The following is a 14,376-nucleotide window of genomic DNA, read 5'->3' on the forward strand; positions in this document are numbered from 1 at the left end:
ATCACGCGCGCTTCCGCGCGCCGCCGCCGCCGCACCGGCAATCGGCCCTCCCCCGCGGCCGGCCCGGAGACGCGCATGTCCGATCCCCTTTCCCTCGAGCACGCCGCAGCGCTCGACGCCTATTGGCGCGCGGCGAACTATCTTTCGGTCGGGCAGATCTACCTGCGCGACAATCCGCTGCTCGAGCGGCCGCTCACCCGCGCCGACATCAAGCCGCGGCTGCTCGGCCATTGGGGTACGACCCCCGGGCTAAACTTCGTCTACGCCCATCTCAACCGGCTGATCGTCGCGAACGATCTCGACATGATCTATATCATCGGGCCAGGGCATGGCGGGCCGGGGCTCGTCGCCAACGCCTATCTCGAAGGCTCGTACACCGAACATTATCCCGCGATCGAGCGCAGCCGCAGCGGGATGGAGCGGCTGTTCCGGCAATTTTCCTGGCCGGGTGGCATCCCGAGCCATGTCTCGCCCGAATGCCCGGGCTCGATCCACGAAGGCGGCGAACTCGGCTATTCGCTCGCGCACGCCTATGGTGCGGCGTTCGACAATCCCGATCTGATCGTCGCCTGCGTCGTCGGCGACGGCGAGGCCGAGACCGGCCCGCTCGCGGCAAGCTGGCACAGCAACAAGTTCCTCAATCCCGCGCGCGATGGCGCGGTCCTGCCGATCCTCCATCTCAACGGCTTCAAGATCGCCAATCCGACGATCCTCGCGCGGATCGGTCGCGACGAGCTGACCGATCTGCTGCGCGGCTATGGCCACGAGCCGTATTTCGTCGAGGGCGACGATCCCGCCTTACTCCACCAGCAAATGGCGAGTACGCTCGACACGGTACTGCAGACCATCGAGGCGATTCAGGCGGAGGCCCGTGCCGCGCCCACTTCGCCGCCAAAGCGCCCGCGCTGGCCGATGATCGTGCTCAAGACGCCGAAGGGCTGGACGGGCCCGAAGCGCGTCGATGGCCTGCCGGTCGAAGGCACGTGGCGGGCGCATCAGGTGCCGATCGCCGATTTCGACAAGCCCGAGCATCTCGAACAGCTCGACGCGTGGCTGCGCAGCTACCACCCGGCCGAGCTGTTCGACGCGACCGGCAAGGTCCGTGCTGAAATCGCGGACCTCGCCCCGACCGGGCATCGCCGGATGAGCTCGAACCCGCATGCCAATGGCGGTGCGCTGCTCGAACCGCTGTCGCTCCCCGACTTTCGCGATTTTGCGGTCGGGCTCGACATGCCCGGCGCGGTCGAGGCCGAAGCGACGCGCGTGCTCGGCCACTATCTGCGCGAAGTGATGCGGCTCAACCTGGCGACCAAGAACTTCCGCATGTTCGGTCCCGACGAGACCGCCTCGAACCGGCTCGACTCGGTCTATGAGGTATCGGGCAAGGCGTGGATGGCCGACATCGAACCGGTCGATATCAACCTAAGCCCCGACGGGCGCGTGATGGAAGTGCTGAGCGAGCATCTCTGTCAGGGCTGGCTCGAGGGCTATCTGCTGACCGGGCGGCACGGCTTCTTCTCGTGTTACGAGGCTTTCGCGCACATCGTCGATTCGATGCTCAACCAGCACGCCAAATGGCTCAAGGTCAGCCGCAAGATCGCCTGGCGCCGCCCGATCGCCTCGCTCAACTATCTGCTCACCTCGCATGTCTGGCGTCAGGACCATAATGGCCTGTCGCATCAAGACCCGGGCTTCATCGATCAGGTCGCCAACAAGACCTCGGACATCGCGCGCATCTATCTCCCGCCCGACGCGAACTGTCTCCTGTCGGTGGCCGATCACTGCCTGCGCAGCCACGACTACGTCAATCTGATCGTCGCGGGGAAACAGCCCGAATGGCAATGGCTCGCGATCGACGAGGCGGTGCGGCATTGCACCGCCGGCGCCGGGATCTGGCATTGGGCGGGAGTCGACGACGCGAATCCCGATGTCGTGATGGCCTGCGCCGGCGACGTCCCTACGCTCGAGGCGCTTGCCGCGGTGATGTTGCTACGCGAACAGGTGCCCGACATCCGCATCCGTTTCGTCAACGTCGTCGATCTGATGGTGCTCGAACCGAGCAGCGAACATCCGCACGGGCTCGACGATCACGCCTTCGATGCGCTGTTCACCACCGATACGCCGGTGATCTTCGCCTTTCACGGCTTTCCCGCAACGATCCATACGCTGACCTATCGCCGCACCAACCATCCCAACATCCACGTCCGCGGCTTCAAGCAGGAGGGCACGACGACGACGCCGTTCGACATGGTCGTGCTCAACGATCTCGATCGCTATCGTCTGGCCCTCGACGCGATCGAGCGGATCCCGCGCCTCCACGCCGAGGTGCCCGCGGCGCGCGATCGCTATTGGGCCGCAATCGAGCGGCACAAGCTCCACATCGCCGAGCAGGGCGAGGATCTGCCCGAGATTCGCACCTGGCGCTGGTCGGCATGAGCGCGTCGCGCGTGCCTGCGGGCACGACGATCCTGACCTTCAACGGCGGATCGTCCTCGCTCAAGTTCGGGCTGTTCGACGTTGCCGGCGCATTGGCGGAACCGCTGCTGACGGGCGAAATCGAAACCGCAGGCGGCGGCGCGGTCCGGCTGCACGCGGCCGATCCCGCCGGTCGCGTGCGTGTCGACCATTCGCTGGGCACCGCGGCGCCGGATAGCTGGACGCGCCACGTCGTCGATCTGCTCGATCGCACGGCGCTACCGGCCCCCGCTGTCATCGGGCATCGCCTCGTCCATGGCGGCCCCGAACTGCTCGCGCCGGTCCGGATCGACGCCGCTGTGCTCGGACAGATCCAGGCGGCGGCGCGTTTCGCCCCGCTGCATATCCCCACCGCGCTCGCGACGATCCGCGCGACGCAGCAGCATTTCCCGAACTGTCCGCAGGTCGCCTGCTTCGATACCGGCTTCCACGCGACCATGCCCGCGGTCGCGAGCACGCTGCCGCTCCCCGCGGCGCTGCGCGCCCAGGGTCTAAGGCGCTACGGCTTCCACGGACTGTCGTGCGAGTCGATCGTGCGGCAGCTCGGACACGACGTACCGGAACGGCTGATCATCGCGCATCTCGGCAACGGTGCAAGCGTCACCGCGGTGCGCGCGGGCCGCTCGGTCGATACCAGCATGGGGCTGACCCCGACCGGCGGGTTGATCATGGGGCGCCGCACGGGCGATCTTGACCCCGGCGTCCTGCTTCATCTGCTGCGGAGCTGCGGCTATACCCCCGAAACGCTGGCGACGCTGGTCGATCGCGAAAGCGGGTTGCTCGGCGTGTCGGGAATCGACAGCGATCTGCGTCGGCTCAACGCCGCCGCGGCGACCCAGCCCGCCGCCGCGCTGGCGATCGCGATGTTCTGCCACGCGCTGGTCAAGACGATCGCCGCGATGGCGGGGTCGCTCGGCGGGGTCGACATGATCGTCTTTACCGGCGGGATCGGCGAACACGATCCGGGCGTCAGGGCGACCGCCTGCGCCGCGCTCGGCTGGATGGGCGTCGCGCTCGATCCGACGCGGAATAGGGCGGGCGCCGCCACGATCAGTGGCGACGCGTCACGTGTCGCGGTACGCGTGCTGCCCGCACGCGAAGATCGGGAGATCGCGCTCCACAGCGCCGCTGTGGTGGGGGCCGGATAGCGCCCGGCCTGCTCACTCGTCGGCGAGGACGAGCGGGGTCTTCGCATCGAGCCCCCGGACCATCGCGCGCGCCTGGCCATGAACCTCGTCGAGGTGACGGCGGGCCCAGGCCGGCTCCATGTCGGCGGTGATGTGCCCGAAATGGACATGCTGCGACGGCAGCATCGCGAACGCGCGTTCGATATAATGGTCGAACGCCTGCGTCAGCGCGCGCAGCTGGCCCATTTCATCGAGCCAGATCTCCTTCAACCCCGACGTCGTCAGGCTCAGCATCCGCTTTCCCGCGAGCACGCCCTTGGCGGTCCCGTCATAGACTTGCTGCGGGACAACGCCGCTGCCGAGCACGCGTTCGACATAGCCCTTGAGCATCGCCGGCGGCCCGCCGAACCAGATCGGATAGACCAGCACGAACACATCCGCGTCCTGCAGCACGGCGAGTTCGTCGGCGACATCGGCGAACAGACGTTCACCGGGTCCAGGCCGCTCGGCCGATTTGAGGACGGGATGGAACCCCATCGCGTAGAGATCGCGGACGATCACCTCATGGCCATGCTCGCGCACCGTCGCGCTATAGGCGGCAGCGATCGCCGCGTTGAAGCTGTCTTGCTCGGGATGGCACAGGATGACGACGTGACGCGGGGGCTTGGGCTGCGGGGTAGCGGGCATGAGCGATCTCCTTGCGCAAGGCCTACGCTCGCCTAAGGGACTGCGCGCTCCGTAATTCTACGGAGCGCGGTATCAATGGCTCAGCACCAAGGGGACCGCGCAGCTCGCGAGCATGCGCTTCGTCACCCCGCCAAAAGCCTCGAGCAAGCGACCGTGGGTATAGCCGCCCATCACGATGTAATCGGCGTTGAAGCGCGCGCATTCGGCCTCGATCAGGCGATCGGGCGCGGTCAGCCCGTCGTCGATCGTCCGTACGCTGGCATGAATGCCGTGCCGCGAGAGATATTCGGCTGCCTCGGCGGCTTCGGTGCGTTCGCCGCCGTCGTGCGCCATGAAGATCTCGACCGCACCGGCCAGCTTGAGCAAGGGCACGCAGGCGCGCAACGCCGCGGCAGCGGATGCCTGCCCATCCCAGGCGACGAGCACACGGTCGAACGCGAAGCGTTTGAGCGTTTCGGGTACTGCGACGATCGGGGTATGCGCGTGCATCAGGACGCGGCTCGCCACGTCGCGCATATCGGGGTCGCGATCATCGCTGAGCTTGCGGCTGAGCACGATCAAATCGGCCAGAGCGGCTGCATCGACCACTGAGTCGGCGAGCGTCCCGGTCGCGTCGGTCCAATCCCAGCGGACGTCCTCACGCGCCAGCCGCGACACCAATTCGGTCTTGTTCTCGGCTTCGCGCGTCCGCTCGTCCTCGAGCAGCGCGACCGCAGCGATGCCGTAATAATCGCCGTTGATCGTTGCGGGGATCGCCACGTCGAGGCACGACAGATGCCCGTCGAGCGCGCGGGTCAGATCAAGCGCCGCCTGCAGGCGGGATTCCTGGCCGGTATCGTCATGGACGAGCAAAAGAACGTTTTTCATTACGGCCTCCATCGAGCGTGGCTGGACGCTATCGGAGCGCAATAGCCGGCGGTATCGGGGATCATACGGATAGGGGCAGGCGGTTCGGCCGCTGGCGTGCCGTGGTGGCGTCGGCTGCGTCATCCGCTCCATCGAAGCGCGACACCAGCCAGGGCGAGGATGCGCCACCCACCGTCAGCTGCGTATCGCACGAGGCAGCGAGTGCCGGGCGATGGCTCACCAGCAACAGCCCCTGCCCGGTCGCGGCAAGCCGGTCGGCGAGTCGGCTGACGATCACGCGTTCGGTCGCGGCGTCGAGACCCTCGCTCGGCTCATCGAGCAGCAGCCAGGGCGCCGGACGGAGATAGGCGCGGGCGAGCGCGAGGCGGCGCCGCTCGCCGCCCGACAGGCGCGCGCCATTCTCGCCGATCCAGCAATCGAGCCCGTCCGGAAGCGCACGCACGCGCACGTCGAGCGCGGCATCGTGGAGCGCGCGCCAGAGCAGCGCCGAGTCGGCCTGCGGGCAGCCGAGCAGCAGATTGTCGCGCACGGTTCCGGACAGCAACGCGCTATCCTGCGGCGCCCAGGCGAAAAGCGCGCGCCGCCGGCTCGGCGCGATATCCGCAAGGTCATGGCCGTCGAGCCAGATCTGGCCGATCTCGGCCACTCGCAGCCCGACCAACGTCTCGAGCAGCCGCGTCTTGCCCGCGCCCGAGCAGCCGCCGATCCGCACCCGCGTGCCGGGAAGCAGCGCTTCGGCAGGCGCCTGGGCAAAGGTGATCGTCGCGGGCATGAGCGCAGGCGCTGGCGCCTCGATCGTCTGCGTATGGTCGAGCAACGCGTCGAGCCGGGCCGTCGCCTCGCGCACCGCCCCGCGCTGCGCCAGCCGCCGGACCAATGGGGCGGCGCCATCGAGCGTCATTACCGCCGCAAGCGCCGCAAGCGCCGCAATGGGTGCGCCCTGCCCCCGTGTAACGCCGAGAACCCCGACGGCGACGATCGCCAATGCGACCGCCTGCGCCAGCTCGAACCAGCCCAGCACGCCCGCCTGTGCCATGACTGCGTCCCCCAACGCATCGCTGCGCGCGGCGACGCGTTCCGCCGCCCAGGATTCGAGCCCGTAGCAGCGCAATTCGGCGACCGACGCGCCATGCTCGGCGATCTCGTCCTTCAGCGCGCCGGCCGCGCGCTGCACCGCCCGACCCGGTGCCTCGAGCGCAGTCGCGAGCCGGTCGGCGACGAGCAGCAGCACGGTCAGGCATCCAAGCGTCACGAGCGTTGCGGCCACCCCAGCGAATGCGGTCAGGCCCGCTCCGGCAAAAGCGGCAGCGGCGAGGCCCCATCCCGCGGACCGCATCGCAAAGCGCGTTTCGACCACCGCGACGTCCTGGACGATTCGCGCGGTCGCATCCCCGGTCGCGCAGGCGAGCGCGCGCGTCACGGGGGCCGCGACGATCGCGCGGAACACTGCGGGGCGGACCCGCGCGAGCGCGCCGAACGCGGCTTCATGACTGGCGAGCCGCTCGCCGTACCGCGCGCCGGTCCGCACGATCGCGAGCAAGCGGATCGTCGCGCCCGGCAGCATGTAATTGAATCCCTGCGCGATGATCGGTCCGGCGAGCCCGGCGGCAGCGGCGGCGGTGATGAACCATCCCGACAGACCGAGCAAAGCGACCGAGGCCGCCGCGACCAAGGCGGCATAGCCGGCCGCACGCAGCAACAGCGGCGCCTGGCGTTTGCGCTGCTCGCGCAGCAGGCGTTCGAGCGCGGTCACTCCGGCGCCGCCAGCGATACGCGACGGTCGGCGATCGCGGCGAGCGCGGCGCTGTGCGTGGCGATCAACGTGGTGCGTCCGTTGGCGAGGCGCCGGATCGTCGCGATCAGCGCCGCCTCGGCGTGCGGGTCGAGATGCGCGGTCGGTTCGTCGAGCAACAGGATCGAACTCGGTTTGAGGATCGCGCGGGCGAGCGCGATTCGCCGGATTTCGCCGCCCGACAGCCCACCACCGCGCGCATTGATCGGCGCATCGAGGCCGCGCGTCGCGAGCATTGGCCCCAGTCCGGCACGCTCGGCGGCGGATGCGATGTCGCGATCGGTCGCAGCGGGCCAGGCCAGCGCCAAATTGGCGCGCAGCGTCCCCGCGACCACCAACGGCGTTTGTCCGATCCAGGCCGCGCTTGCCGCGACCGACCCTTGGTCGCTCGGTTCCAGGCCGTCGACCAGGACCCGCCCGCCGCTGAGCGGCGCAAGCCCCAGCAACAGGTGCAACAGGCTGCTCTTTCCGCTCCCTGATGGCCCGACCAGCGCCACGATCGCGCCTGGCGCGAGATCGAACGAGAAATGCCGTACCGGCGGGGCGTCGTCCGTGCTGTAGCGGATCGTGACATCGTCGAACCGGATCCCGGGCGGGCGTTCGAATCTGCGCGCCGGAGCGTGCCCCTGCGGCGGCGCGAAAACGGCCTCGGGCAGGCGGTCGACCGCGGTCTGCGCGGCCTGCTTGTCGTGATAGGCCGCGGCGATCCGCCGCATCGGCAGATAGAATTCGGGCGCGAGCGCCAGAACGAAGAAGCCCCGGGCGAGATCGAGCTTCTCCGGCACGGGAAACGGCAACAGGCCGAGCAGGTTGAAGCCCGCATAGACCGCGACCAGCGCGACCGAAAGCGCCGCGAAGAATTCGAGCGCGCCCGACGACACGAACGCAATACGCAGCACCCGCATCGTCCGCCGCGCAAGTTCGTCCGAGGCGACGCCCAGACGCTCGGCCTCGCGCGCAGCACCGTCGAAGGCGAGCAGGATCGGCAGCGCCCGGATCCGATCCGCGAACAGCCCCGACAGCCGCGACAGCGCGGCGAACTGGCGGCGCGATTGCTCGGCCGCCGCGCCCCCTGCGAGAATCATCGCGGCGACGAACGGGATCAGCGTACCGATCAGGATGCCCGCCGCGATCGGGCTGGCGAGCGCCGTCGCGCCGATCACCAGCAGCGGCGCGAGGCTCGCTGCAGCGCGCGCCGGGAGGAAGCGCGCGACATAGCCGTCGAGCGCCTCGATCTCGTCCACCGCAGCCGCGAGCAGGGCTCCCGTCGTCGCTTGCCCGGCGGGTGCCCGACGCAGGACATGGTCGATCAGCGACGCGCGCACCGCGCACTTCGTGCGCCGCGCCGCGGCCGCCCCGATCCGCGCGGCCGACAGCCCGCAAACCCCGCGCGCAATCCCGGCGGCGAACAGCAGCGCCAGCCACGGTACCAGCGCCGCTCCCCCGGCGGAAAGGTGCACCACCGATCCCGCCAGTCCAGCGGCGAATCCGATTCCGGCGAGCGTATCGCCGAGCAGCAGGCCGCTGGCCGGCCATAGCCGAGCATCGGGGTCGAGCACGCGCTTCAGGCGGCGTGCCGCGCCATGCGGATCGGGGGCGGCAGAAAGCGTGGCCATCGCCGCGGCCTAGGCAGCGGCCGCGCGACGACGAATACGCAATTCCCCGTAGCACCGCGGGCCGTGGCATCCGTATCAATCCGGATAGCGCCGCCGTTGCCGAGCGCGCATCGCCAAGCCGAAAAGGACCATCGCATGGCGTACCCCCCCACCTTCCGGTCACCCGATCCCGCTGCGCGTACGGCGCGCCGCGCCGCCACGGCCTGCGAGCGAGGCGGACGATGACGATCGCGGCCCCCAGCGCGGACCCGTCCGCGATCCGCCACATCATCGTCCTCGGAACGCCGAGCGCGACCAGCTTCACGCATGCCGTTGCGGAGACCTATCGCGATGCGGTGCGCGATTGCGGGCAGCACGCGAGCCTCCGCGATCTCTACGCGATGCGATTCAATCCGCTGCTGGGACCGACCGAACGCCCGACCGTGTCGGGTCACGCGCTGCTCCCCGATGTCGCTGCCGAGCTCGCCTTGCTCGAGGGGGCCGCCGTGATCGCCTTCGTCTATCCGTTATGGGTCGGCATGCCGCCGGCGATCATCAAGGGCTATATCCACCGCGTCCTCGGCGCGGGCTTTCGCGAACCCGATCTGCTTTCGGGCACCCAAGTCTCGCTGTTGCATGGCAAGCGGTTGCTCGGGTTCAGCGCCTCCGCCTCAACCCGGCCGTGGCTCGAAGAACACGGCCAGTGGGCGTCGATCCGCCAAGGGATCGACAGTTATCTCGCGTCGGTTTTCGGGCTGGTCGACGGCGGCCACGTCCATTTCGATTCGATCGTCGAGGGCGTTCCCGAGCATTATGTGCGCGAATGTCTGGCCGAGGTCCGCGAAACCGCGCGGCGCACCTGCGCCGCTGTGCTGAGCGAGCGGCACGCGCGTCGCAACGACGCGCGGCGATTGCTGCTCGCCCAATGACCGACCCGACACGACGCGCGACCAGCAACGCCGACGAACGCGCCTGTAAGTGCCCGCCATCGGCGGCCCGTCTCGATGATGGTGCGAGCTGTATAAGTCCGCTATTGCAGGCCCGCGAAGTGGCGGGCGCCGCGCTTCCTCACTCCAGCGTCCGGTATCGCGGAGGCGAATCGATGGCAGAACCGAGACTTGTCCATATCATCGATGATGAGGAGGCGATCCGCCGGTCGGCGAGCTTCATGCTCAAGACATCGGGCTTCCGCGTCGAAACCTGGACGTCGGGCGTCGAGTTCCTGAAGGCTGGGCGCCATGCCGAGATGGGATGCGTGCTGCTCGATGTGCGCATGCCCGAGATGGATGGGCTGGAAGTTCAGCAGGCGATGGCCGAACGCGGCCTCGCCATGCCGGTCGTGGTGATGACCGGGCACGGCGATATCTCGATCGCGGTCCGCGCGATGAAAGCAGGCGCCATCGATTTCATCGAAAAGCCGTTCAGCAAGGCGCTGCTGCTCGAGGCGCTCGCCAGCGCATTCGAACGGATCGATCGCGCGGAGAGCGATGCTGCCCGGGCGGCGGGGGCCGCGGTCGCGATCGGCGGGCTGACGGTGCGCGAACGTGAGGTCCTTGCCGGCCTGGCGCAGGGACTGCCCAACAAGACGATCGCCTATGATTTCGGCATTTCGCCGCGCACGGTCGAGGTCCACCGTGCCAACATCATGACCAAGCTCCACGCGCGCAGCCTGTCCGAAGCGCTGCGGATCGCATTCGCGGCCGGCATGGGCAAAACGCCCGCCTGATTCGGCGACGCTCTAGGAATTCGGTCGGTCGCGGCGTTTGTAGACCGTGATCAATTCATGCCCCATCGGGCGCACCGCCACCACGCGATACGCGCGCGCCATCGCCGCGCCGACGATGTGCCGGATATCGGACCGCTCCCCCGAAAACGGCGGTCGCATCACGACGACCGCGGGATGCAGCGCGAGAATGCGGCGAACTTCCCGCGCCTGCTCGACTCCGGTCGCGCCGTTCTCGCGCGCGCGATTGAGGTGCGCCGGAACGACGTAGCGCGACACGCGGCAGCGCCCCGTGCCGGCATAGAGCATCGTCGTCCCGGAATAGACATAAAGGCACCCCGGCCCCCGCCCGACCGCGCGGCTGAGCGCGGCGAACGTCGCGGCATCGCCCCGCGCACGCAGGTTGACCAGCACGACGATCTGTCCGACCAGCGCGACGAGAATAAGGATCGCCGGGCCGATCCGCCGCCCGAAGCGCGGATTCGCGAAAAAGCCCGCAGCGCAGGCGCAGCCGGGTACGAGCACTGGCAGGCCGTAATGGTCGAACCAGGTACCGAACACGATCACGCCCAGTACCGCGACGGCGAACCAGGCGAAGAGGAACCGCCGTGCCGCTCCGTCCCCGCCAATTCGTACCTCGCGCACTTCGGCAGGTGCGCCGAAGGCCATTGCGACGAGCGGCGACAGCAGCAATACGAGCGTCCCGCCGTTGCGGATCATCTCGGCGGCCGGGTCGGCATTACGGTGCGCGATCGAGAGGAAATTGGCGAAGACGAAAGCATCCGCCTGTCCGATGGAAGTATAATAGCCAAGCGCCACCGCCGTCGGCGCCAACGACAGCGCGACCAGCCCCGCGCCATAGCTCAGCAGCGCAAGCGGGCTATGCCGGGCGCGCCACTCCTGCGCGAGAAGCCATAGACCGAAGAAGATTCCCTCGAACACCGCGCTGTATTTGATTTGCAGCGCGACGCCGACGAGCGCCATCGCGCCACAGCCGAGCGCCCGCCGCCGGCGCCGATCTCCGGCAGCGACAATCAGCGCAGCAGCGACCGCCATCGGCAGATTGTAGAAGATCGGCGACTGGCCGCCAACGCCGTTCAACAGGTTGGGCCACAGCACATAAGCCAGCGCCGCTGCCAATGCTCCCGCCCCCCACGCTGCGCGTCGCGCCAGCTGCGCGACGGTGAGCGCGGTGAGGATCAGCGACAGCGTCGCCAGCGCCTGATAGGCGAGCACGCCCCAGCGCAGCGGCAGCCAGGCGGCGGGCATATAGAGCAGGAACAAGCCGATCGGTTTGCGATCCCAAATATCGACATAGGGCAAGGCGCCGCGCCACATCGCGTGCGCGTTCACGTAATAGAATTCCTCGTCGACCTGGATCACCGGATCGCCGAAAGTCACCATCCGCGCGAGCAGCGCGACGAGCATGACGACGATCACCAGCGCCGGCCCCGCTCGATGCGGGACGAGGCGTCGGGTCGCAGTCGGGATGGACGTAACCGGCATGGCGCGCCCCGTAGAGCGGCCGCCGGCCTTTGTCACCGTCACCGACCGCCCGGCGCGTCCGGGGTTGCAGCCGCCCGGCTTCAGCCCCATTGTGGCCACACGCCAAGGGCATAGGCCGCGGCATCCACAAATCGGGCCTTGCACACCGTGTTGCGTTTCATTCCTTTCGCCGGCCTGCTCGCTGCCCTGCTCGCGCCATCCGCCCTCGGAGCGGCGGCGTCGTCGTTCGACCTGATCGGGCCACGACTCGACGTCACGGTGGTGCGCGACGGCATCACCCTCCCGCTCGAGCGCGTCCCCAATCTGGCGGAAGGCGACCATATCGCGATCAAGCTCGCCGCCCTTCCTGGGCACGACGAACATTATCGCCTGATCGCGGTGTTCCTGCGTGGCGCGGTCGATCGCCCTGGCAAGGACTGGTTCCGCGAGGCCGAAAGCTGGCGGCCCACCGATTCCGCGCTTTCGCTGGTCGTCCCAAAGGACGCGCAGCAGATGGCGCTGTTCATCGTGCCCGAGCGCGGCGGCGGGGCCGGCGCGGTGGTCAGCGCGGTGCGCAAGCAGCCCGGCGCCTTCGTCCGCGCCGCGCAGGAACTCAACCAGGCCTCGCTCGACCGGGCGCGGCTCGACACCTTCCTGCTGGAATTGCAGCGCGCCGAGCGTAAGAGCCCGGAAAGCCTCGCTAACGTCTCCCCGATCTTGACGCACAGCCTTGCGGTCAAGCTCAAGAGCGAATGCCTGCAGCAGCCAACCGAGGTCCAGTCGGCCTGCCTGACCGGCGACCGAGAAACGCTGCTGCTCGCCGACACGCACAGCTCGGCACTTGCCGACACGCTGGCGGGCGCACCGACCGATCTTGCCTTCCAGCTCAGTGCTACGCCACAGGCGGGCTATGGCTCGTACAGTTCGTATATCGGCGTCGTGCGCGATGTGTTCCGCCTGTTCGGGGCGTTCCAATCGACCCAGCTGCAATTCATTCCCGCACTCGGGCAGCAGCGCGACGGCCACGTCACGGTGCTGCTCAACACACCGGTGTCGTTCGCCAAACCGACCTCGGTGATGGTCGTCGCGCTCCCTGCGATCGAGGCACCCAAGCCCCCACCGCTGCGGCAACCGACCCCCAATACGATGCTGTGCGCGAGCCCGGGGCTGGTGCTGCCGGTCGAGGGGGCGCCGCTGGTCTATGCCACGGGCTATGCGCACGACATGGTGCTGCGGCTCAAGCGGCTCGATGGCACCCAGGCCGAGCTGCCGGTACGCGCCGACCCGAGCCTCGGCGGGTTCGTCGCGACCGGCGACATTCCGTTCGGACCATTCGGACCGGTGATTTCGGCACAATTGCACGGCGCTTGGGGTTTCGCATCGTTCGACGGCCCGAGCTATGTCCTGACCAAGCCTGGCGACGGGACGTGGAAGGCAACCGATCGAACCGCGCTGGTCGTTGGCCGTTCGAACGAGCTCCAACTGACCGGCGGGAGCGCCGGCTGCATCAGCCAGATCGGTCTCAAGCGCGGCGACGGACCGGTCGAGCCGCTCAGCTGGAAACAGGCGGACGCGCACAACGTTGTCACAACCGTCCCGCTCGAGCAGGCCGAACCCGGCACGGTCTCGATCGTGATCGAGCAGAAGGGCGTCGCGACGCCGACCGAACTGCCGCTGCGCACGCTGCAGCAGGCCGGCAGCGTCGATGATCTGAGCTTCCATGCCGGCGATGACCAGGCGACGCTGACCGGAACGCGACTCGATCAGGTGACCGGCGTGACCCTCGGCTCGCTGAGCTTCCAGCCCGGTGCGCTCACGCGAGTCGGCAAGCAGGATCGCGTCGCGCTTCAGGCGAACAATCCGGCGAGCGCGATGGCACTCGCCGCGGGCACGACCCTACCCGCCGACATCGGCTATCTTGGCGGGCGGCACAAGACGCTGAGCGTAACGGTCGCGCCACATCGCGTCGGCGCGACGCTGGTGCGCGTGACGGCGCGCGCGCCGGTGCGCGACGGCGTATTGCCGATCACTTTGCCGGACCCCGCGGTCTTTGCGCAGGACGCCCGGCTGAGCTTCGCGTTCCATCTCGACGATCCGGCGCCGCTGACGGGGCGCGAGAGCATCGAGGTCAGCACGCTCGACGGCCGCTTGAGCACGACGATCGCCGCCGGCAAGGGCTATGACCTGCAGGACGCGAAGACCGGAATCGTCTCGATCAACCCGGCCGAGGCGCTCGGGCCGACCGCTTATGGCCCGCTGCGCTTCCGCATCGCAAGCGACGGCGCGGGCTCGTCCTGGACGCCGCTCGCAACCGTGGTTCGGCTTCCGGAGATCCACGCGATCACCTGCGCCGCGCGCAAGACGTGCAAGCTCACGGGCAATCGCTTCTTCCTGATCGAGGCGGTCGGCGCCAACGCGGAAATGCAACCGAGTCAGGCGATCGCGGACGGTTTCGTCGCAACCGAGATTGCCACGCGGGCCGGCGCGGATGGACGGATCTTCCTGCGGCTGCGCGACGCGCCACAGGCGATCGCGACGGTTTCGGCACCGTAAGGGCGCAGCGGGCCTCCGAGTGCGCGTCCTCACGCCTTGCGATGCCCAGATCATAAGCATACACATTATCTG

General features: G+C 68.6%; 10 protein-coding genes. 5 read left to right on the forward strand and 5 right to left on the reverse strand.

Annotated features, from left to right (window positions below):
• Positions 1–75: 75 nt before the first annotated feature.
• Positions 76–2,436 carry a phosphoketolase family protein gene (locus RH90_RS14765; RefSeq protein WP_010186570.1) on the forward strand — a complete coding sequence of 787 codons (2,361 nt, stop codon included), beginning with the start codon at positions 76–78 and terminating at the stop codon, positions 2,434–2,436.
• Complete coding sequence (locus RH90_RS14770) at positions 2,433–3,623, forward strand: acetate/propionate family kinase (RefSeq protein ID WP_010186573.1); 1,191 nt, start codon at positions 2,433–2,435, stop codon at positions 3,621–3,623. Before RH90_RS14765 ends, RH90_RS14770 begins: the two co-directional genes overlap by 4 nt.
• A gap of 12 nt (positions 3,624–3,635) precedes the next feature.
• Here RH90_RS14770 and RH90_RS14775 read toward each other — a convergent pair whose 3' ends face one another.
• From RH90_RS14775 to cydD, 4 genes are all read right to left on the reverse strand, one after another.
• Positions 3,636–4,289 (reverse strand): NAD(P)H-dependent oxidoreductase, encoded by a 654-nt coding sequence (locus RH90_RS14775; protein WP_010186575.1) that lies wholly within the window; start codon positions 4,287–4,289, stop codon positions 3,636–3,638.
• Between the two features lie 72 nt (positions 4,290–4,361).
• Positions 4,362–5,156, reverse strand: a complete 795-nt coding sequence (locus RH90_RS14780; RefSeq protein ID WP_010186577.1) for a universal stress protein — start codon at positions 5,154–5,156, stop codon at positions 4,362–4,364.
• Between the two features lie 61 nt (positions 5,157–5,217).
• Positions 5,218–6,909 (reverse strand): amino acid ABC transporter ATP-binding/permease protein, encoded by a 1,692-nt coding sequence (locus RH90_RS14785; RefSeq protein ID WP_010186579.1) that lies wholly within the window; start codon positions 6,907–6,909, stop codon positions 5,218–5,220.
• Positions 6,906–8,564 (reverse strand): thiol reductant ABC exporter subunit CydD, encoded by a 1,659-nt coding sequence (gene cydD / locus RH90_RS14790; RefSeq protein ID WP_010186581.1) that lies wholly within the window; start codon positions 8,562–8,564, stop codon positions 6,906–6,908. Before cydD ends, RH90_RS14785 begins: the two co-directional genes overlap by 4 nt.
• Positions 8,565–8,785: 221 nt before the next feature.
• Here cydD and RH90_RS14795 point away from each other — a divergent pair, with 221 nt between their 5' ends.
• Together RH90_RS14795 and RH90_RS14800 are read left to right on the forward strand one after the other, a co-directional pair.
• Complete coding sequence (locus RH90_RS14795; RefSeq protein ID WP_010186583.1) at positions 8,786–9,472, forward strand: NAD(P)H-dependent oxidoreductase; 687 nt, start codon at positions 8,786–8,788, stop codon at positions 9,470–9,472.
• 173 nt (positions 9,473–9,645) lie between these two features.
• The gene (locus tag RH90_RS14800; RefSeq protein ID WP_010186586.1) at positions 9,646–10,269 is read left to right on the forward strand and encodes a response regulator transcription factor; all 624 of its coding nucleotides are present in this window, start codon (positions 9,646–9,648) and stop codon (positions 10,267–10,269) included.
• 12 nt (positions 10,270–10,281) lie between these two features.
• Here the strand turns inward: RH90_RS14800 and RH90_RS14805 are convergent, their stop codons facing one another.
• On the reverse strand, positions 10,282–11,772 hold the full coding sequence (locus tag RH90_RS14805) for a hypothetical protein (RefSeq protein ID WP_051124821.1): 1,491 nt from the start codon (positions 11,770–11,772) through the stop codon (positions 10,282–10,284).
• A 147-nt stretch (positions 11,773–11,919) separates the two neighbouring features.
• Here RH90_RS14805 and RH90_RS14810 point away from each other — a divergent pair, with 147 nt between their 5' ends.
• Positions 11,920–14,304 carry a hypothetical protein gene (locus tag RH90_RS14810; RefSeq protein WP_029625345.1) on the forward strand — a complete coding sequence of 795 codons (2,385 nt, stop codon included), beginning with the start codon at positions 11,920–11,922 and terminating at the stop codon, positions 14,302–14,304.
• Positions 14,305–14,376: the final 72 nt, after the last annotated feature.

Source organism: Sphingomonas sp. PAMC 26605, assembly GCF_000241485.1.
GTDB lineage: Bacteria > Pseudomonadota > Alphaproteobacteria > Sphingomonadales > Sphingomonadaceae > Sphingomonas.